This window comes from Mycobacterium sp. 852002-10029_SCH5224772, from assembly GCF_001667315.1.
Taxonomy (GTDB): Bacteria; Actinomycetota; Actinomycetes; order Mycobacteriales; family Mycobacteriaceae; genus Mycobacterium.
In genome coordinates this window covers 1-17,222 of the sequence record NZ_LZHT01000049.1, presented here as the reverse complement: position 1 = coordinate 17,222, position 17,222 = coordinate 1, and the positions used below count along the sequence as shown (strand labels likewise).

Here is a 17,222-nt window from a genome sequence, read left to right as displayed (position 1 = left end):
TGCGTTCCGTCGGCGCAGAATCCGGGCCAGACGACGGGCGCAGGTGAATCCGGTGAAACCGCTTCCCACGATCACAACGGACGCCACCGATCCGTGCGAATTATGACTTTTCACTTTTGACCTCCCGGTTGCGGGGCTGCGAAGCGCTTAGACGGATGTACGGACGACGACGCAGCCGCCCACAAACGATGCCGCCAGACCGGGTGAAATGTCGTCACCTTCGGAGCATATTCACCCGGGTGAGAAGATGATCGACCGTTGTGGCTGAACTCCGGCGTTCCGGTGACGAAAACCTGTGTGCGGCTACCGGATACGACAGCGTCGGCGTGGGTGCCGATGTGAGCGGCCACTTCGGTGACGATCGGGGTAATGGTGGTCGTTCTCAAGACGGTGTAGATCAGCGCTCCATCCACGCTTCGGTTCATGGCGTCGCCGAGATCACCCGGGTGAATAGATGGTTGGGGTGATGACAGCTCGCCCCGCCTGGCCGCAGTCTCAGTACGAGCAGAACCGGGGGATCGTCACCCGTTCTTCGGGGCGCACCACCTTCGTGCGTCACGAGTCATCGGTATGGGAAACGACGGTCCAGGGGAAGCCCGTCGGGAGAACTTGGAAGGGACCCCGAGTATGCATTTTGAGGCCAAGAAGGTCGTCGTTGTCGGTGGCAGTGCCGGCATGGGACGGCAGGTCGCGCTCGACGTCGTCGACCACGGCGGCAGCGCGGTGATCGTCGGACGCTCGAAAGCCCGGGTTGATGAGACCGTCGCGGAGCTGACGATCCGGCGTGGCCAATCCTGGGGCATTGCCGCCGACCTGGCGGATCGCGCTGCCGTCGCCGATGTGCAGCGCGCGCTTGCCGAGCAGCACAACGACGCGACACTGCTTGTCAACGCGGCCGGATTCTTCATCCCGAAGCCATTTCTGGAGTACGACCAGCAGTTCTACGACTCATACATGGAGCTCAACTACGCCTTGTTCTTCCTGACGCAGACCGTCGTTGCGGGCATGGTCTCCCGCGGCGACGGTGGCTCCATCGTCAGCATCGGCAGTATGTGGGCACATCAGGCCATCGGCCGAACCCCATCGGTTGGGCACTCCATGCAAAAGGCCGGGCTGCATGCTCTCACCCACAACTTGGCGATCGAGCTTGCCGGGCACAAGATTCGCGTCAACGCGGTGGCCCCGGCCGCCGTGGAAACCCCCGCTCTCGAGCGATGGGTCCCGAAGGACGAGATCGACGCCACGCTAGAGACGTTCGCGCCATTTCATCCACTAGGACGAGTCGGCACCCCCGCCGACGTCGCCAACGCCGTCATCTATTTGCTCTCCGACCAGGCCAGCTGGGTCACCGGCACAATCCTCAACATCGACGGCGGCGTCATGGCCGGCCGTAACTAACCAGGTGGAGATTGCAATGACCAAAGACATCTTGAGGCCGGGCGGCCCGGCAGCTAGGTCTGTGGGGCGCACCGAAGGCAAGTCGGTTTTCCAAGGCACGATCGGTGTCCGCCACATCCTCGACAAGCTTGATGCGGAAGGGCGCTTCTCGGTGCTCGAGCATCCGATGTCGCCGCGAGCGCTGGCCGCACCGCTTCATCGCCACCACAACGAAGATGAGTACAGCTGGATCATCGAGGGACGCGTAGGCGCTTTGCTCGGCGATGAAGTGCTCTACGGCGGACCCGCCGACTTCATCTTCAAGCCACGAGGCCAATGGCATACGTTCTGGAACGCGGGCGATGAGCCCGCGCGCATCCTCGAGATCATTTCTCCCGCAGGATTTGAGCAGTTCTTCGACGAGCTCACCGACTTCGGCGGTGTGGCCAAGATCTCGGCGGAGAAGCTAGACGAGCTCTGCGCCCGGTACGACCTGGAGATGGATGTCGACAGTGTTCCCGAACTCTGCAAACGCTTCGACGTGAAATTCCCCGGTGAGCCTCTTTGATAGTGCGGGGTCGACGCGGTCGAATCGCCGGCGCCGCCTATGAAAGCGCTTCTCCCGGCGGCACATCGATTGCATCAGCCACGGCTCCGACAGACAACGACGAAAGGAAACCCCCCGCATGTCTAAGCCCGAATTCTTCGATACACCCGGGTACGGCGAGATTGCCCGCACCCGCAACCACTACCGCCAAGCTCTGCGCATCGGCGATCGCATCGAGATCTCCGGCCAGGGCGGCTGGGACGCAGATTTCACCTTGTCGGTCACATCCCTGGAGGAGGAGATCGTTAAGGCGTGCGACAACATCGAAAAGACCCTCGCTGAGGCGGGCGCCAGCTGGGGCGACGTGGTGAACGTCCACTCCTACCATGTCCCCACCGCCGACGATTCCATTGGTAATCAACACATGTCGGTGATGGTGGACCAGTTCCGCAAGCGGCTCGGTGAACGGCAGCCGCTGTGGACCGCGCTGGGCGTCGAGGCGCTCGCACTGCCCGGCCAGCGCGTCGAAATCGAGGTCGTCGCCATCGCCGGATTCAGCAGCAAGTAGACCAAGACCGTCACGCGCAACCTTGAAAGGTTCATCATGAAGATCGTGGTCATCGGCGGTCGTGGGCTTATCGGCTCGAAAGTAGCGAGCAAGCTCAGCGCGCAGGGACACGAGGTGGTCATCGCCTCACGCCGGTCAGGTGTCGATTCACTCACCGGCGAAGGCCTCGCCAACGCCGTCGCCGGTGCGGATGTCCTGGTCGACGTCGCCGATTCACCCTTGTTCGACGATGAACCGGTGATGCACTTCTTCACGACCGCGACCGCGAATCTGCTCTGTGCTGAACAGGAAGCGGGAGTCAAACACCATGTCGCGTTGTCCGTAGTGGGCGCGCAGGTCATGCCGGATAGCGGCTACAACACCGCGAAAGCAGCTCAGGAGAACCTGATCAGGAATTCGGGCCGGCCCTACTCGATCGTGCGGGCAACTCCGTTCTACGAGTTCGCGATTGGGTTGGCCGATTCCGCGACAGACGGAGACATTGTCAGGTTGCCACACGCGCTGTTCCGTCCTATCGCCGCCGACGATGTCGCCACCGCCGTGGCCCGCGCGGCGGTCGGACCCCCTATCAACGGAGTGACGGAGATCGCTGGGCCCGAAGCAATGGGAATGGACGATTTTGTCCGCACGGCCCTTGCCGCCAATGGTGATCAACGTCAGGTCGTGACCGACGCCCGGGCGCCATACTTCGGTGCGGTGATCGACGATCACACCCTCGCCCCCGACGAGAACGCGACCATCTTCAGTAATCGATACTCCGACTGGATCGACGCATGTTCGGTTTCGTAGCCCAAGTAAGATAGCGAATGTTGTTGGGTACGAACGACTCCGAACCGAAATCAACAATAAAGGTGCTGCAGGAAGTACGGGCGCCGTCGATTCCTGTAGGTGCCCAGGTGATGACCATTCTCATCACCCATCCGCCGGGCGCCCCTGGATACCCGCCACATCGCCTTCCCGGCGGGCCGGGGTTCGGTTACCTGATCGCCGGTGAGATGTTGTTCGAGCTCGAGGGTGAAGCGCCACGCGTCCTACGCGCAGGAGACGCGTTCTGGGGGCCCGGCGGCGACGTGATCCACTATCAGGACGCTAACAACCGCACTGACATTCCTTGTAGCTTCGTCCTCACAATGCTGTGCTTGCCGGGTCAACCGCTGCGCGAGTGGGTTACCGAAGAGGAACTTGAGGCGCGAAAGGGGTTGCGCCTCAAAAGTTGGCCGGCCCGCACCTGAGGCGCCCGGCTTCGCCGCGCTGGCGATCGCCACTAAAAGTGGAACGGCAGGTGGGGCAGATGCAGGTGGTGGTGCGGGTGTCCCATGGGTGGGCACGTCTGCAGGCTGATCAGCATCGCGTGTAGGACGCCGCCGTCCTGCGTTCCGTTCGCCCCCAGGCATTTACCGTTCGTGATCGCTTGCGCATCCGACGGCGTCTGCCTGAGATATGAGGTCGAGTCGGCGACGGTCACGGTGGTGGGCGCGCCCGGACCGCCGGGGCCCAGACCGGTGACGGCGATGGTGTTGCCCGACACCGAGGCGACCGTGCCGTAGAACCCGGCCGGCGGCGGGCACTTGCCGTCCGCGGACGCGGTGACCGTCACCAACTGCGCGGTGATCGCCCCGGGGGTTGGCGCGCTCTGCGGCGTGGCGCGAACATTTACGCAACTGCCGGGCGTCACATCGGTCAGCTTCGCCGGGGTGGCCTCCACGACCCTCGTCTCGGGCGTGTAATCCACTGTCGCAGAGCCGGTCCGCGTCCGCAGCGCGATCGTGCCGCCCGACACCGACTGGACCATGCCCTCGACGTAGTCCTTGCCGACCGGCGGCGGTGGGGGCCCCGGCGGCGGCACCGCGCTCGGCGCCGCGCTGGGCGGGACGGCCGTGACGGCAGGTGGCGCGCTGGTGCTCGACGTGTCGTGCGAGGAGCTGCACATGGCTACGCACAACGCGATGAAGGCGATCACCGCGCCGATCGCGATCTGCGTCGGCCCGGGTTTCAACGAAGCGGCACGCACAGACTCTTCTCCATCGCATGTTTCGCCGTCGTGGCCAATTACCCCCGGCGAGCGCGGTTTTCACCCGCGCCCGCCGGGAGTGACGGCAATCTCAGGCGGCTCGAGCCGGGGTCATCCACCCTGGCCGGGCTGCTTGGGCTTGCCGCATTTGCCGTCGACGGCCTGTCGCAGCTTGATGCTCGTTGCCTGCAGCGCGCCGCCGTTGTCCATGGTTCCGCGCGCGGAGAGGCACTTGCCCGGCGCGATCGCGTCGGTGTTCGCGGCCGTCTGCTTGGTGTATTTGGTCTTGTCGTCGACCGTCACGGTCGTCTGCGTGGTGTTCCCGCTGGCATCCGTGCCGGTCAGGTTGATGGTGTTACCCGAAACCGACGCAACGGAGCCCCGCACCCAGGCCGGCTTGGCGGGCGCCGGCGAGGATGAGCCGGGCGGCGGCGTGCTGCTGGCGCCGCCGGGTGTGGACTCGTGCGGTTTGGGGCAGACGCCGTTGACGGATTCGCTGATCTTGACCTTCGCGGCCGTGACCGGTTGCCCGGGCGCGGATCCCTCGGTGGGCTTCACGCTGACGCAGCTGCCCTGGGTGACGTCGGGCAGGCCGGCCGGAACGGCTTCGGTGATTTTGGTGGTCGAGGTGAAGTTCACCGCGGCGGTGGCGTTGTCTTCCTTAATGACCTGGATGGAGTTGCCCGCGACCGACGCGATCAGGCCCTTGACCTTAGCTTCGGCGTTGGGTGTGGTGGACGAGGGGGCCGCCGAGGTCACGGTGGAGGTCGACGTCGAGGTCGAGGTGGAGGTGGAGCTGGATTTGTTCGAGGACCCGCAGGCGGACAGGGACAAGGCGGTGGCCCCCGCGACCGCGAATACCGCGAAGCGCGTGAGCCGGGGCACGGCACAGCTGGCAGACATCAACGTTTCTCCATTCGTCGGTGAGAGCGAAGGTCATGGTTTACCCATTTGAACTGTGCGTAACCTGTGGATTTTCAGAACGCCTCTTCGGGCACCTTCATGATCTCGTCGTCGATGGCCTCGATGATTCCGCGCAGGGCGGTCAGCTTCGGAAGCATGTTCTTGGCGAAGAACTCGGCCGTCGCGACCTTGCCCCGATAGAACGGTTCGTCGTGTCCCGCCGCACCATCGGTCAGCGCACGGTGCGCGACGCCGGCGTGCACCAGCAATCTCCAGCCGATCAGCAGATCGCCGACCGCAAGCAGATAGCGCACCGATCCCAGTCCCACCTTGTAGATGTCGGTGGGCTGCTGGGCCGCGGACATCAGGTATCCGGTCAGCGCACCCGTCATCGCCGTTACGTCGTCGTACGCGGTCTGCAGGAGTTGCGCGACCGGCTTGAGGGCCTCGTCGCACTCATCGATGCTCGCCGCGATCTGAGTCGTCAAAAACTGCAGGGCCTGACCCCGATCACGCACGATCTTGCGGAAGAAGAAGTCGAGCGCCTGGATGGCGGTGGTGCCCTCGTAGAGCGAGTCGATCTTGGAATCACGGATGTACTGCTCGAGCGGGTAGTCGGCCAGGAAGCCGGAACCGCCCAGCGTCTGCAGCGATTCGGTCAGCACCTCATACGCCCGCTCCGAGCTCACCCCCTTGACGATGGGCAGCAGTAGATCGTCGATTCGGTGCGCCATCTCGTGATCGGCACCCGAAACACGTTGGGCCACTGCGTCATCCTGATGCGCGGCGGCATACATGTAGAGCGCCCGCAGGCCCTCGGCGTAAGCCTTCTGGGTCATCAGGCTGCGGCGCACGTCGGGGTGGTGGATGATGGTGACCCGCGGGGCGGTCTTGTCGGACATCTGGGTCAGGTCCGCGCCTTGCACCCGTTCCTTGGCGAAGGCCAGCGCGTTCAGGTAGCCCGTGGACAGCGTGCCGGCGGCTTTGACGCCAATTGTCATGCGCGCCTGCTCGATTACGGTGAACATCTGCGCGATACCCCGGTGCACGTCGCCGACCAGGTAGCCGACGGCGGGCACATCCGTTGCGCCGAAAGTCAATTCGCACGTGGGGGAGGACTTGATGCCCATCTTGTGTTCCACCCCGGTGACGTAAACCCCGTTGCGGGGGCCGAGTTCGAAGGTGTCCGGGTCGAACAGGAAGTTGGGCACGTAGAACAGGCTCAGCCCCTTGGTGCCCGGGCCGGCGCCTTCGGGGCGCGCCAGCACCAGGTGGAAGATGTTCTCGGCGGTATCGCCCACGTCGCCGCCGGAGATGAAACGCTTGACGCCCTCGATGTGCCAGGTGCCGTCGGGTTGTTCGATGGCTTTGGCGCGGCCCGCGCCGACGTCGGATCCCGCGTCGGGCTCGGTGAGCACCATGGTCGCCGCCCAGCCCCGCTCCACACCTTGGGCGGCCCATTGGCGCTGCTGCTCGTTGCCCTCGACGTACAACGCCTGAGACATGAACGGGCCCAGGCAGAAGAAATTCGCCGACGGATTGGCGCAGATGAGCATCTCGTTGACCGCCCACGCCAACGGCGGCGGCGCGGGCATGCCGCCGATCTCTTCGGCCATGCCCAGCCGCCACCAGCCGGCCTCCTTGAGCGCCGCCACCGTCTTGGCCAACTCGTCGGGCACCGTGATGGTGTGTTCGGCCGGGTCGAATACCGGCGGATTGCGGTCGGCGAAGGCGAAGGATTCCGCCACCGGACCTTCGGCAAGGCGAGCGGCCTCGGCCAAGATTGTTCGGACCGTCTCCTCGTCGAGTTCGCTGTATTCTCCGGTGCCCAGGACGGCTCCGATATCGAGGACTTCGAAGAGGTTGAACTCGAGATCACGGACGTTAGCGATGTAGTGGCCCAACGCGATTCCCTCACTGGTCCTCTGAGGCGGCGGATGGTCAGCCACAGTCTGTCGGACGCGGGAAAACGTACGCAACCGTAACCAGAGCGGGCTGCGGCGTTGCGGGGCGGGAACACCACGCCGGCGCCGGGCGTTACCGGCAATGTGACAACACTTGATCTCACCGCTGAGAAGTTCAACGAAACCATCGAGGGCAACGACATCGTGCTCGTCGACTTCTGGGCGTCCTGGTGTGGTCCGTGCCTCCAGTTCGGTCCCACTTTCCAGGCGTCGTCGGACAAACATCCCGACATCGTGCACGCCAAGGTCGACACCGAGGCCGAACAACAGCTCGCCGCGGCCGCCCAGATTCGGTCCATCCCCACGCTGATGGCCTTCAAGAAGGGCAAACTGCTGTTCAACCAGCCCGGGGCGCTCCCGCCGGCGGCTTTGGAGGACCTGGTCGCCCAGGTGCGGGCGTTCGATATCGACGCCGCCGAGGCCGGACCGGCCGAATAAGCGCCACACCGCGCTGCTGCCGGCCACGCGCTAGGTTGCATGGGTGAGTTTGGTACTGGTGGACCACCCGCGGCCCGGTGTCGCGCTGATAACCCTCAACCGACCCGAGCGGATGAACTCCATGGCGTTCGACGTCATGGTGCCCCTCAAGGAGGCGCTGGAGAAGGTCAGATACGACAACGCGGTGCGCGTGGTCGTGCTGACCGGCGCCGGCCGGGGCTTTTCCTCGGGCGCCGACCACAAGTCCGCGGGCTCGGTGCCCAACGTCGAGGGGCTGACCCGGCCTACCTATGCCCTGCGCTCCATGGAGATTCTCGACGAGGTCATCCTGGGCCTGCGCCGGCTGCACCAACCGGTGATCGCCGCGGTCAACGGCCCCGCCATCGGCGGGGGGCTGTGCCTGGCCCTGGCCGCCGACATCCGGGTGGCCTCCACCAGCGCGTATTTTCGCGCCGCCGGCATCAACAACGGGCTGACGGCCAGCGAACTGGGCCTGTCCTACCTGCTGCCGCGGGCCATCGGGTCGTCGCGCGCGTTCGAGATCATGCTGACCGGTCGCGACGTCACCGCGGAGGAGGCCGAGCGCATCGGGCTGGTGTCCTGTCAGGTGCCCGAGGAGCAGCTGCTGGACACCTGCTACGCCATCGCCGCGCGGATGGCGGCGTTCTCGCGGCCAGGCATCGAGTTGACCAAGCGCACGCTGTGGAGTGGACTGGACGCCGGTAGCCTGGAAGGGCACATGCAAGCCGAAGGCTTGGGACAGCTTTTCGTCCGCCTGCTCACCGCCAACTTCGAAGAAGCGGTTGCCGCGCGCGCAGAACGACGACCAGCGGTATTCACCGACGACAAATAGCCGTCTTTTCAACTCAGGAGAGCGATCGTGATCACGGCCACGGACCTCGAGGTCCGCGCTGGCGCGCGCATCCTGCTCTCACCCGACGGCCCCGACCTGCGGATCCAGCCCGGCGACCGCATCGGTCTCGTCGGCCGCAACGGCGCGGGCAAGACCACCACCCTGCGCATCCTAGCGGGGGAGACCGAGCCGTATGCCGGGTCGATCATCCGCACGGGCGAAATCGGTTATCTGCCACAGGATCCCAAAGAGGGCGACCTCGATGTGCTGGCCCGCGACCGGGTCCTGTCGGCCCGCGGGCTGGACGTCTTGCTCACCGACCTGGAAAAGCAGCAGGCGTTGATGGCCGAGGTCGCCGACGACGACGCCCGCGACCGCGCGATCCGTCGGTACGGGCAGCTCGAGGAGCGTTTCGTGGCCCTGGGCGGCTACGGCGCGGAGAGCGAAGCCAGCCGCATCTGCGCCAGTCTCGGCTTGCCGGAACGGGTGCTGACGCAGCAGCTGCGCACCCTGTCCGGCGGGCAGCGCCGCCGGGTGGAACTGGCGCGCATCTTGTTCGCCGCCGCCGACGGCGGAGCGGGAACCTCGGGCTCGGAGACCACGCTGCTCCTCGACGAGCCCACCAACCACTTGGACGCGGATTCCGTCGGCTGGTTGCGGGATTTCCTGCGGGCCCACACCGGCGGGCTGGTGATCATCAGCCACAACGTCGAATTGCTCGCCGACGTCGTCAACCGGGTGTGGTTTTTGGACGCCGTGCGCGGCGAGGCCGACGTCTACAACATGGGATGGCAGAAGTACCTCGATGCCCGCGCGACCGACGAGCAGCGTCGCCGCCGGGAGCGCACGAACGCCGAACGCAAGGCCGCCGCGCTGCGCACCCAGGCAGCGAAGCTGGGCGCCAAAGCCACCAAAGCCGTTGCCGCGCAAAACATGTTGCGCCGCGCCGACCGGATGATGGCCGCCCTCGACGCGGAGCGGGTCGCCGACAAGGTGGCCCGCATCAAGTTCCCGACACCGGCCGCGTGCGGGCGCACACCGCTGGTCGCCAAGGGGCTGAGCAAGTCCTACGGATCGCTGGAAGTGTTCACCGGTGTCGACCTGGCGATCGACCGCGGCTCGCGGGTGGTGGTGCTGGGGCTCAACGGCGCCGGCAAGACCACATTGCTGCGACTGTTGGCCGGCACCGAGGCCCCCGACACCGGGGGGCTTGAGCCCGGACACGGCTTGCGGATCGGCTATTTCGCGCAGGAGCACGACACGCTCGACAACGACGTCAGCGTCTGGGAGAACATCCGCCACGCCGCACCGGATTCGGGCGAGCAGGATTTGCGGGGCCTGCTGGGCGCGTTCATGTTCAGCGGCCCGCAGCTCGACCAACCGGCGGGCACCCTGTCCGGCGGTGAGAAAACCCGGCTGGCGCTGGCCGGTCTGGTGGCGTCGACCGCCAACGTCTTGTTGCTCGACGAGCCGACGAACAACCTCGATCCGGCGTCGCGCGAGCAGGTGCTCGATGCGCTGCGCAGCTATCAGGGGGCGGTGGTGCTGGTGACGCACGATCCCGGCGCCGCCGAGGCCCTCGACCCGCAGCGGGTGGTGCTGCTCCCCGACGGCACCGAGGACTTCTGGTCCGACGAATACCGGGATCTCATCGAGCTCGCCTGACTTGAGGAGCCTGCGGCATGTGGTCACAGGCGATTCGGCGAAATCCGCCCGCGGCCGACGGCGGCTTCTTACTCTAGGTGCTTGCGGTCGTGTCCCGGCGTCGGAGGAGCCATGAGAAGAACAGTGCAAAGGTCGGCCAAGGCGCGCGGCCAGTTGTTGGACGAGCTACGTCACGCCTACGAAGGCGGGGCCAGTATCCGCAGTCTGGTGGCCACGACCGGCAGGTCGTACGGGTCGATTCACAGCCTGCTGCGGGAGTCGGGTACCACGATGCGCGGCCGCGGCGGCCCCAACCGGACCGCGAAGGCCGCGCGGGCGTAGCGGCACTGCGAAATCACGTCCCCTTGCTCGCAGTGCCGCTACTCTCGCGTAGAGAATCGTTGCGCCGCAACGAGTTCTCCACCAGGTCCAGCACCGAGGCCAGCCGCCGCGGATCCTCGCCGGACGCCAACCGGGCCACCAGGCCGTCGAGCACCAACTCCAGATAGCACTGCAAAACGTCGCCGGGCACGTCGTCGCGCACCCGCTGCGCCTCAGTCTGCCTGCGCAGCCGATCGGTGGTCGCCGCCGCCAGCTCGGCCGAACGCTCCGCCCAGCCGCGGCTGAACGCGGGGTCGTTGCGCAGCTTGCGGGCGATCTCCAATCTGGTGGCCAGCCAGTCGAACTGGTCGGGCGCGGCCAGCATGTCCCGCATCACCTGGATCAGTCCCGCGCGGGAGGCCACGTCGGCCATCCGCGCGGCGTCCTCGTGGGCGAGGGCGAAAAACAGCGCGTCCTTGTCCCGGAAATGGTGGAAGATCGCGCCGCGCGACATCCCGATCGCCTTCTCCAGCCGGCGCACCGTGGCTTTGTCGTAGCCGAATTCGGCAAAGCAGTGGCGGGCGCCGTCGAGGATCTGGCGGCGGCGTGCCGCCAGATGGTCCTCGCTTACCTTGGGCACGGGGTGGCCGGCCGGTGTGGGCTAGTCCGACTTGAGCATGTTGCGCAGCACGTACTGCAGGATGCCGCCGTTGCGGTAGTAGTCGGCCTCACCGGGGGTGTCGATGCGCACCACCGCGTCGAATTCGATGGCGTCCGAACCATCCTTGCTTGCCTTGACCTTCACCGTCTTCGGCGTCTTGCCGTTGTTGAGCTCTTCGATGCCGGTGATGTCGAACACCTCGGTGCCGTCCAGCCCCAGATCCTCGGCCGACTTGCCGTCCGGGAACTGCAACGGGATCACGCCCATGCCGATCAGGTTGGACCGGTGGATCCGCTCGAACGACTCGGCGATCACCGCACGCACGCCCAGCAGCCGGGTTCCCTTGGCCGCCCAGTCGCGTGACGAGCCCGACCCGTACTCCTTGCCGCCCAGCACCACCAGCGGAATGTCTTGTGCCGCATAGTTTTGCGCCGCGTCGTAGATGAACGCCTGCGGGGCGCCATCCTGGGTGAAGTCGCGGGTGTAGCCACCGGACACGTCGTCGAGCAGCAGGTTGCGCAGCCGGATGTTGGCGAACGTGCCGCGGATCATCACCTCGTGGTTGCCGCGCCGGGAGCCAAAGGAGTTGTAGTCCTTGCGTTCCACGCCGTGGTCGTCGAGATACTGCGCGGCCGGGGTGCCCGGCTTGATGCTGCTGGCGGGGGAGATGTGGTCGGTGGTGACCGAATCGCCGAGCAGCGCCAGCACTCGCGCGCCGGTGATGTCGGCGACCGGCTCCGGCTCGGCGGGCATGCCCTCGAAGTAGGGGGGTTTGCGCACGTACGTCGAATCCGAATCCCACTCAAAGGTGTTGCCGCTCGGCGTGGGCAGGTTGCGCCACCGCTCGTCACCCTTGAACACGTCGGCGTAGTTCTTGGTGAACATCTCCTGGTTGATCGCCGAGGCGATGGTGTCGGAGACGTCCTGCTGCGACGGCCAGATGTCTTTCAGGAAGACGTCATTGCCTTCCTTGTCCTGGCCGAGCGGCTCCTCGTCGAAGTCGAAGTCCATGGTGCCGGCGAGCGCGTAGGCCACCACCAGCGGCGGCGACGCCAGGTAGTTCATCTTGACGTCCGGGTTGATGCGGCCCTCGAAGTTGCGGTTGCCGGACAGCACCGCGGTCACCGACAGGTCGTTGTCGTTGATGGCCTTCGAGATTTCGTCGGGCAGCGGGCCGGAGTTGCCGATGCAGGTGGTGCAGCCATAGCCGACCAGATAGAAGCCGAGCTTCTCCAGATACGGCCACAGGCCGGCCTTGTTGTAGTAGTCGTTGACCACCTGGGAGCCAGGCGCCATGGTGGTTTTCACCCACGGCTTGGACGCCAGCCCCTTTTCGACGGCGTTGCGCGCCAGCAGCGCGGCGCCCAGCATCACCTCGGGGTTGGAGGTGTTGGTGCACGACGTGACCGCGGCGATGACCACCGCGCCGTGATCGAGCACGAACTCGCCGAACTCGTCGGATTTCACTGTCACCGGGTTACTGGGCCGGCCGGAGGCGTGGGCGGCGGCCGACTTCGCCTCGGGCATGTCGTCCGCGTGGCCGTTCGTCGGTGAACTCGGGTCGCTGGCGGGGAACGACTCGTCGACCGATTCGTCGAGCTTCGAGTACCCCTGGTGGCCGTCTTGGTCGCCGACGTAGTTGGGGATCTGCTCGCGGAAGGTGGACTTGGCTTCCGACAACACAATTCGGTCCTGCGGGCGCTTGGGCCCGGCGATGGACGGCACCACGTCGGACAGGTCGAGTTCGATGTATTCCGAGTACTCGGGCTCCTGCTTCGGGTCGTGCCACATGCCCTGTTCCTTGGCGTAGGCCTCGACCAGCTCCAGCTGCTCATCCTTACGCCCGGTGAAGCGCAGGTAGGAGATGGTCTCCTCGTCGACCGGGAAAATGGCTGCGGTGGAACCGAATTCGGGGCTCATGTTGCCCAGGGTGGCGCGGTTGGCCAGCGGCACCTCGGCCACGCCCTCGCCGTAGAACTCGACGAACTTACCGACCACACCGTGCTTGCGCAGCATCTCGGTCACGGTCAGCACGACGTCGGTCGCGGTCACGCCGGGCTGGATCTCGCCGGTCAGCTTGAATCCGACCACGCGAGGGATGAGCATCGACACCGGCTGGCCGAGCATCGCGGCCTCGGCCTCGATGCCGCCCACGCCCCAGCCGAGCACGCCGAGGCCGTTGACCATCGTGGTGTGCGAGTCGGTCCCCACACAGGTGTCGGGGTAGGCCACCCCGTCGCGACTCATCACGACGCTGGCCAGGTACTCGATGTTGACCTGGTGCACGATGCCGGTGCCCGGGGGGACCACCTTGAAGTCCTGGAATGCGCCCTGCCCCCAGCGCAGGAACTGGTAGCGCTCCCCGTTGCGCTGGTACTCGATCTCGACGTTGCGCTCGAAGGAGTCGGCGGTGCCGAACAGGTCGGCGATCACCGAGTGATCGATCACCAGGTCGGCGGGCGCGAGCGGGTTGACCTTCTCGGGGTTGCCGCCGAGCTCGCCGATGGCTTCGCGCATGGTGGCCAGGTCGACGATGCACGGCACGCCGGTGAAGTCCTGCATCACGACGCGGGCCGGGGTGTACTGGATCTCAATGCTGGGTTCCGCCTTGGGATCCCAGTTCGCGATGGCTTCGATGTGGTCTTTGGTGATGTTGCTGCCGTCCTCGTTGCGCAGCAGGTTCTCGGCCAGCACTTTGAGGCTGTAGGGCAGCTTCTCGGTATTGGGGACGGCGTCGAGGCGATAGATCTGGTAACTCTTGTCGCCGACCTCGAGGGTGTTGCGGGCTCCGAATGAGTTCACAGAATCAGTCACTTCAACTCCCAAGGATTTAGTTCTCCCGCCGGCGGGGCTGGTGTCGGCGGGTCCAAACAATCATGCAACTTTAACAGTACGGTTGTCCTGCATTACGAAGCCAGTCCTGGCTTGAGACTTGTCGCGGCGGCCGCCGGTTAAACCTCCGCGCGCGCCCGAATCTCGTCGAGATGTAGCGCAGGGCCACCGCCACCGGCGTGTCGGGTGTGCGGTTTACGCGTCGCGGGGAAGTGGCTCCGGCGTGGCGGGTGCCGCGCGATGCGGTGCGGTGACGTCGCGTACGTTGCCTCTAGCACTACCGCAGGAGGAACCCAATGACCGGGCAAGATTCTTTCGGGCCGTTGCCGCAAACGGTTCCCGTGCTCCCCGCCTACATTCCGGTGGACGTCGACATCACGATGGTCAAGGCTCAGGTCGCGGCCACCGGAGTCAGCGCGCCGCCGGCGGCCATGCCCGGGCTCCTCGAGGTGGTCAACCAGGCGCACGCCGAGGGCATCAACCTCAAGATCGTGCTGCTCGACCACAACCCCCCGAACGACACGCCGTTGCGCGATATCTCGACCGTGGTCGGCGCCGACTACCACGACGCCACCGTGTTGACGCTGAGCCCGAGCTACGTCGGCAGCTACAGCACGCAGTACCCGCGCGTCACCCTCGAGGCCGGCGAGGACATCGCCAAGACCGGCAATCCCGTGGTGTCGGCGCAGCATTTCCTGCACGAGCTCGACACGCCCGAGTTCCCCTGGACCGGCCTGACGATCTTCCTGCTGATCGGGGTCTTCGCGGCGGCCGTCGGTACCCGGTTGATGCAGCTGCGCAGCAAGCGCGCAGCAACAACGGAAGACGCCGCGGCGCCCGATGATGCCGAGGCCAATACCGGGGCCTGACAACTCGTCTTCGTTTCTTCCGGGTTCGGTTGACCGATTCCGCGCCCCTGCCAGGGCAAACGGGCCAGGTCACCGTTCGGTCACATTAAACGCACGTAGAGAGTGCGATTTCGGTGGAGCGTTTGCACGCCCACCCATGTGACGTACGGTGCAAATGATGCTGGTGTTGTCTTTGGCGCCTTACGAGAACGCTGTGGCCGGCGCCACCCGTCGCGTCGAGCCGTAGGAGACCTGAGTCGAATGAGACGCACACGCTGGGGGTCTTCCGCGCGGCCGGCCGCAAGGCTGATGCGGCCCGTCGTGCCATCGGTGTTGAGCGTGGCCCTACTGGTGTGCACCCCGGGCCTGGCGCAGGGCGATCCCGCCGCCGACAATCTCGCCGGGCTGATCGCGAACGTCGCCAAGGCCAACCAGCGGCTGCAGAACCTCAGCGCCGAAATTCAGACCGAGCAGGAAAGCGTCAACAAGGCCCTCGTCGACGTGGAGACCGCCCGGGACAACGCGGCCACCGCCCAACACGATCTCGAGGGCAGCCAGCAGGCGGTCAAGGACGCCAACGCGGCGATCGCCGGGGCCCAGCGGCGCTTCAACACCTTCGCCGCCGCCGCGTATATGAATGGGCCGTCGAGCAGCTACCTGACCGCCAGCAGCCCCGACGACATCATCGCGACCGAGGCCGCCGCCAAGAACCTGACCGCGAGTTCGCAGACCGTGATGGCCAAGCTCCAGAAGGCCCGCACCGAGCAGGTGAACAAGGAATCGGCGGCACGGCTGGCCAAGCAGAACGCCGAGAAGGCCGCCGCCGACGCGAAGTCCAGCCAGGACGCCGCCGTGGCGGCGCTGACCAACTCCAGGCAGAAGTTCGACGAGCAGCGCGAGGACATGATGCGCCTGGCCGCCGAGCGCAACCAGGCGCAGGCCAAGCTCGAGGCGGCCAAGCGTGAGGCCGCCGCGCGGCAAGGGTCAACGGGCGGGGCTTCGGCATCGGGTGACCGGTGGGAGACGGGAGCGCCCGGTGTGGCGGCGCCGTCGGCCGGGGCCCGCCAGTGGGACGGCGCGTGGGACCCCACCCTGCCGATGATCCCGAGCGCCAACATTCCCGGCGACCCGATCGCGGTGATCAACCAGGTGCTGGGCATCTCGGCCACCTCGACGCAGGTCACCGCCGGTCTCGGCCGCAACTTCCTGCAGCAGATCGGCATCCTCAAGCCCGACGACACCGGCATCACCAACGCCGCGCCGGGTGGGGCCGGGGGCCGGATCCCGCGTGTCTATGGGCGTCAGGCGTCCGAGTACGTGATCCGTCGCGGCATGTCGCAGATCGGCGTGCCCTACTCCTGGGGCGGCGGCAACGCGGCCGGTCCGAGCAAGGGAATCGACTCCGGGGCGGGCATCACCGGCTTCGACTGTTCGGGGCTGGTCCTGTACTCGTTCGCCGGGGTGGGCATCAAGCTGCCGCACTACTCGGGCTCGCAGTACAACCTGGGCCGCAAGATCCCGTCCTCGCAGATGCGCCGCGGCGACGTCATCTTCTACGGCCCGGGCGGCAGCCAGCACGTGACGATCTACCTCGGTGACGGCCAGATGCTCGAGGCTCCCGACATCGGGTTGAAGGTCCGCGTCGCCCCGGTGCGCACCAGCGGCATGACCCCCTACGTGGTCCGATACATCGAATACTGAACGAGGAGCCATGCGCCGCAAGCGGTTTCGTCTCACCACCTTCGCCTGGATCACCGCCGTGGTGACCGGGCTGATGCTTTCTGCGGCCGGCCCGGCTCCGCTGGCCACGGCCGACCCCGGCGGGTGGGATCCCACCCTGCCGGCCCAGATCAGCGCCGGCGCCCCGGGGGATCCGCTCGCCGTCGCGAACGCGTCGCTGCAGGCCACCGCCCAGGCCACCCAGACCACGTTCAACTTGGGCAAGCAGTTCCTGGGCGGGCTCGGGATCAACATCGGCGGCGATCCGGCTCCCAGCGCGGCAGCCCCGAGCAGTCGAAGCCGGTGATGTTGGCGCCGTCGCCGACGCCCTTGCTGGGGCCGTCCAGCGAGCCACCGCCCCACGAGTAGGGCACGCCCATCTGCGACCCCATGCGCTTGATCACGTACTCGATGGCCTGCCGACCGTAGACCCGCGGGATCTTGCCGCCGGGATTGGAGGGGGCTGCCGCGCTGGGAGCCGGATCGCCGCCGATGTTGATCCCGAGCCCGCCCAGGAACTGCTTGCCCAAGTTGAA

The 17,222-nt window shown here is 66.2% G+C and carries 17 protein-coding genes and 2 pseudogenes; 12 read left to right on the top strand and 7 right to left on the bottom strand.

Annotation, left to right across the window (positions count from 1 at the left end; genetic code table 11):
- Positions 1 to 110 precede the first annotated feature (110 nt).
- Positions 111 to 413: a hypothetical protein gene (locus tag A5775_RS25355; protein ID WP_197512508.1), complete on the bottom strand. Its 303-nt coding sequence runs from the start codon at positions 411 to 413 to the stop codon at positions 111 to 113.
- 214 nt (positions 414 to 627) lie between these two features.
- Between A5775_RS25355 and A5775_RS10860 the strand changes: the two genes are divergently transcribed.
- From A5775_RS10860 to A5775_RS10840, 5 genes are all read left to right on the top strand, one after another.
- Entirely contained in the window at positions 628 to 1,398 is a 771-nt protein-coding gene (locus tag A5775_RS10860; protein WP_067251761.1) for an SDR family NAD(P)-dependent oxidoreductase, read from the top strand.
- Positions 1,399 to 1,414: 16 nt separating this feature from the next.
- Positions 1,415 to 1,945, top strand: a complete 531-nt coding sequence (locus tag A5775_RS10855; protein ID WP_231995145.1) for a cupin domain-containing protein — start codon at positions 1,415 to 1,417, stop codon at positions 1,943 to 1,945.
- Between the two features lie 118 nt (positions 1,946 to 2,063).
- Entirely contained in the window at positions 2,064 to 2,492 is a 429-nt protein-coding gene (locus tag A5775_RS10850; RefSeq protein WP_067251756.1) for a Rid family hydrolase, read from the top strand.
- Positions 2,493 to 2,528: 36 nt separating this feature from the next.
- On the top strand, positions 2,529 to 3,281 hold the full coding sequence (locus tag A5775_RS10845; RefSeq protein WP_067251754.1) for an SDR family oxidoreductase: 753 nt from the start codon (positions 2,529 to 2,531) through the stop codon (positions 3,279 to 3,281).
- A gap of 17 nt (positions 3,282 to 3,298) precedes the next feature.
- Entirely contained in the window at positions 3,299 to 3,724 is a 426-nt protein-coding gene (locus A5775_RS10840; RefSeq protein ID WP_067251751.1) for a cupin domain-containing protein, read from the top strand.
- Between the two features lie 32 nt (positions 3,725 to 3,756).
- On the opposite strand, the gene A5775_RS10835 is transcribed toward A5775_RS10840, so the two are convergent.
- The 3 genes from A5775_RS10835 to A5775_RS10825 all read right to left on the bottom strand — a co-directional run bounded on the left by A5775_RS10835 (position 3,757) and on the right by A5775_RS10825 (position 7,310).
- A complete protein-coding gene (locus A5775_RS10835; protein ID WP_067251763.1) occupies positions 3,757 to 4,488 on the bottom strand; it encodes a DUF5666 domain-containing protein in 732 nt (243 codons plus the stop codon).
- Between the two features lie 126 nt (positions 4,489 to 4,614).
- Positions 4,615 to 5,406, bottom strand: a complete 792-nt coding sequence (locus A5775_RS26230; protein WP_067251749.1) for a DUF5666 domain-containing protein — start codon at positions 5,404 to 5,406, stop codon at positions 4,615 to 4,617.
- 74 nt (positions 5,407 to 5,480) lie between these two features.
- Positions 5,481 to 7,310, bottom strand: coding sequence for an acyl-CoA dehydrogenase (locus tag A5775_RS10825; RefSeq protein WP_067251747.1), 1,830 nt, complete (start codon positions 7,308 to 7,310; stop codon positions 5,481 to 5,483).
- Between the two features lie 144 nt (positions 7,311 to 7,454).
- On the opposite strand from A5775_RS10825, the gene trxA reads away from it, so the two are divergent.
- The 4 genes from trxA (at position 7,455) to A5775_RS10805 (ending at position 10,647) form a co-directional block, all read left to right on the top strand.
- Positions 7,455 to 7,808, top strand: a complete 354-nt coding sequence (gene trxA / locus A5775_RS10820) for a thioredoxin (RefSeq protein ID WP_067251744.1) — start codon at positions 7,455 to 7,457, stop codon at positions 7,806 to 7,808.
- A gap of 43 nt (positions 7,809 to 7,851) precedes the next feature.
- Positions 7,852 to 8,661, top strand: a complete 810-nt coding sequence (locus tag A5775_RS10815; RefSeq protein ID WP_067251741.1) for an enoyl-CoA hydratase — start codon at positions 7,852 to 7,854, stop codon at positions 8,659 to 8,661.
- A 27-nt stretch (positions 8,662 to 8,688) separates the two neighbouring features.
- On the top strand, positions 8,689 to 10,326 hold the full coding sequence (locus tag A5775_RS10810; protein WP_067251738.1) for an ABC-F family ATP-binding cassette domain-containing protein: 1,638 nt from the start codon (positions 8,689 to 8,691) through the stop codon (positions 10,324 to 10,326).
- A gap of 111 nt (positions 10,327 to 10,437) precedes the next feature.
- Positions 10,438 to 10,647 carry a helix-turn-helix domain-containing protein gene (locus A5775_RS10805; RefSeq protein WP_369827819.1) on the top strand — a complete coding sequence of 70 codons (210 nt, stop codon included), beginning with the start codon at positions 10,438 to 10,440 and terminating at the stop codon, positions 10,645 to 10,647.
- 13 nt (positions 10,648 to 10,660) lie between these two features.
- On the opposite strand, the gene A5775_RS10800 is transcribed toward A5775_RS10805, so the two are convergent.
- Both A5775_RS10800 and A5775_RS10795 read right to left on the bottom strand, forming a co-directional pair.
- Entirely contained in the window at positions 10,661 to 11,266 is a 606-nt protein-coding gene (locus A5775_RS10800; RefSeq protein ID WP_067251734.1) for a TetR/AcrR family transcriptional regulator, read from the bottom strand.
- A gap of 21 nt (positions 11,267 to 11,287) precedes the next feature.
- On the bottom strand, positions 11,288 to 14,101 hold the full coding sequence (locus A5775_RS10795; RefSeq protein ID WP_067251732.1) for an aconitate hydratase: 2,814 nt from the start codon (positions 14,099 to 14,101) through the stop codon (positions 11,288 to 11,290).
- A 314-nt stretch (positions 14,102 to 14,415) separates the two neighbouring features.
- Here A5775_RS10795 and A5775_RS10790 point away from each other — a divergent pair, with 314 nt between their 5' ends.
- The 3 genes and pseudogenes from A5775_RS10790 to A5775_RS10780 form a co-directional block, all read left to right on the top strand.
- Positions 14,416 to 14,988 (top strand): DUF6676 family protein, encoded by a 573-nt coding sequence (locus A5775_RS10790; protein ID WP_067251729.1) that lies wholly within the window; start codon positions 14,416 to 14,418, stop codon positions 14,986 to 14,988.
- Positions 14,989 to 15,228: 240 nt separating this feature from the next.
- The gene (ripA, locus tag A5775_RS10785; RefSeq protein ID WP_067251726.1) at positions 15,229 to 16,668 is read left to right on the top strand and encodes an NlpC/P60 family peptidoglycan endopeptidase RipA; all 1,440 of its coding nucleotides are present in this window, start codon (positions 15,229 to 15,231) and stop codon (positions 16,666 to 16,668) included.
- 10 nt (positions 16,669 to 16,678) lie between these two features.
- Positions 16,679 to 16,981 (top strand): annotated as a pseudogene (locus A5775_RS10780) (peptidase C40); the annotation flags it as partial.
- Here A5775_RS10780 and A5775_RS10775 read toward each other — a convergent pair.
- A pseudogene (locus A5775_RS10775) lies at positions 16,959 to 17,222 on the bottom strand (peptidase C40); the annotation flags it as partial. The pseudogenes A5775_RS10780 and A5775_RS10775 overlap by 23 nt on opposite strands.

Excerpts from the sequence above, each read along its gene's own strand:
- A5775_RS10860 (WP_067251761.1), top strand. The coding sequence starts at position 628 with ATGCATTTTGAGGCCAAGAAGGTCGTCGTTGTCGGTGGCAGTGCCGGC.
- A5775_RS10855 (WP_231995145.1), top strand. The coding sequence starts at position 1,415 with ATGACCAAAGACATCTTGAGGCCGGGCGGCCCGGCAGCTAGGTCTGTG.
- A5775_RS10850 (WP_067251756.1), top strand. The coding sequence starts at position 2,064 with ATGTCTAAGCCCGAATTCTTCGATACACCCGGGTACGGCGAGATTGCC.
- A5775_RS10845 (WP_067251754.1), top strand. The coding sequence starts at position 2,529 with ATGAAGATCGTGGTCATCGGCGGTCGTGGGCTTATCGGCTCGAAAGTA.
- A5775_RS10840 (WP_067251751.1), top strand. The coding sequence starts at position 3,299 with ATGTTGTTGGGTACGAACGACTCCGAACCGAAATCAACAATAAAGGTG.
- A5775_RS26230 (WP_067251749.1), bottom strand. The coding sequence starts at position 5,406 with ATGTCTGCCAGCTGTGCCGTGCCCCGGCTCACGCGCTTCGCGGTATTC.
- A5775_RS10805 (WP_369827819.1), top strand. The coding sequence starts at position 10,438 with ATGAGAAGAACAGTGCAAAGGTCGGCCAAGGCGCGCGGCCAGTTGTTG.
- A5775_RS10790 (WP_067251729.1), top strand. The coding sequence starts at position 14,416 with ATGACCGGGCAAGATTCTTTCGGGCCGTTGCCGCAAACGGTTCCCGTG.
- ripA (WP_067251726.1), top strand. The coding sequence starts at position 15,229 with ATGAGACGCACACGCTGGGGGTCTTCCGCGCGGCCGGCCGCAAGGCTG.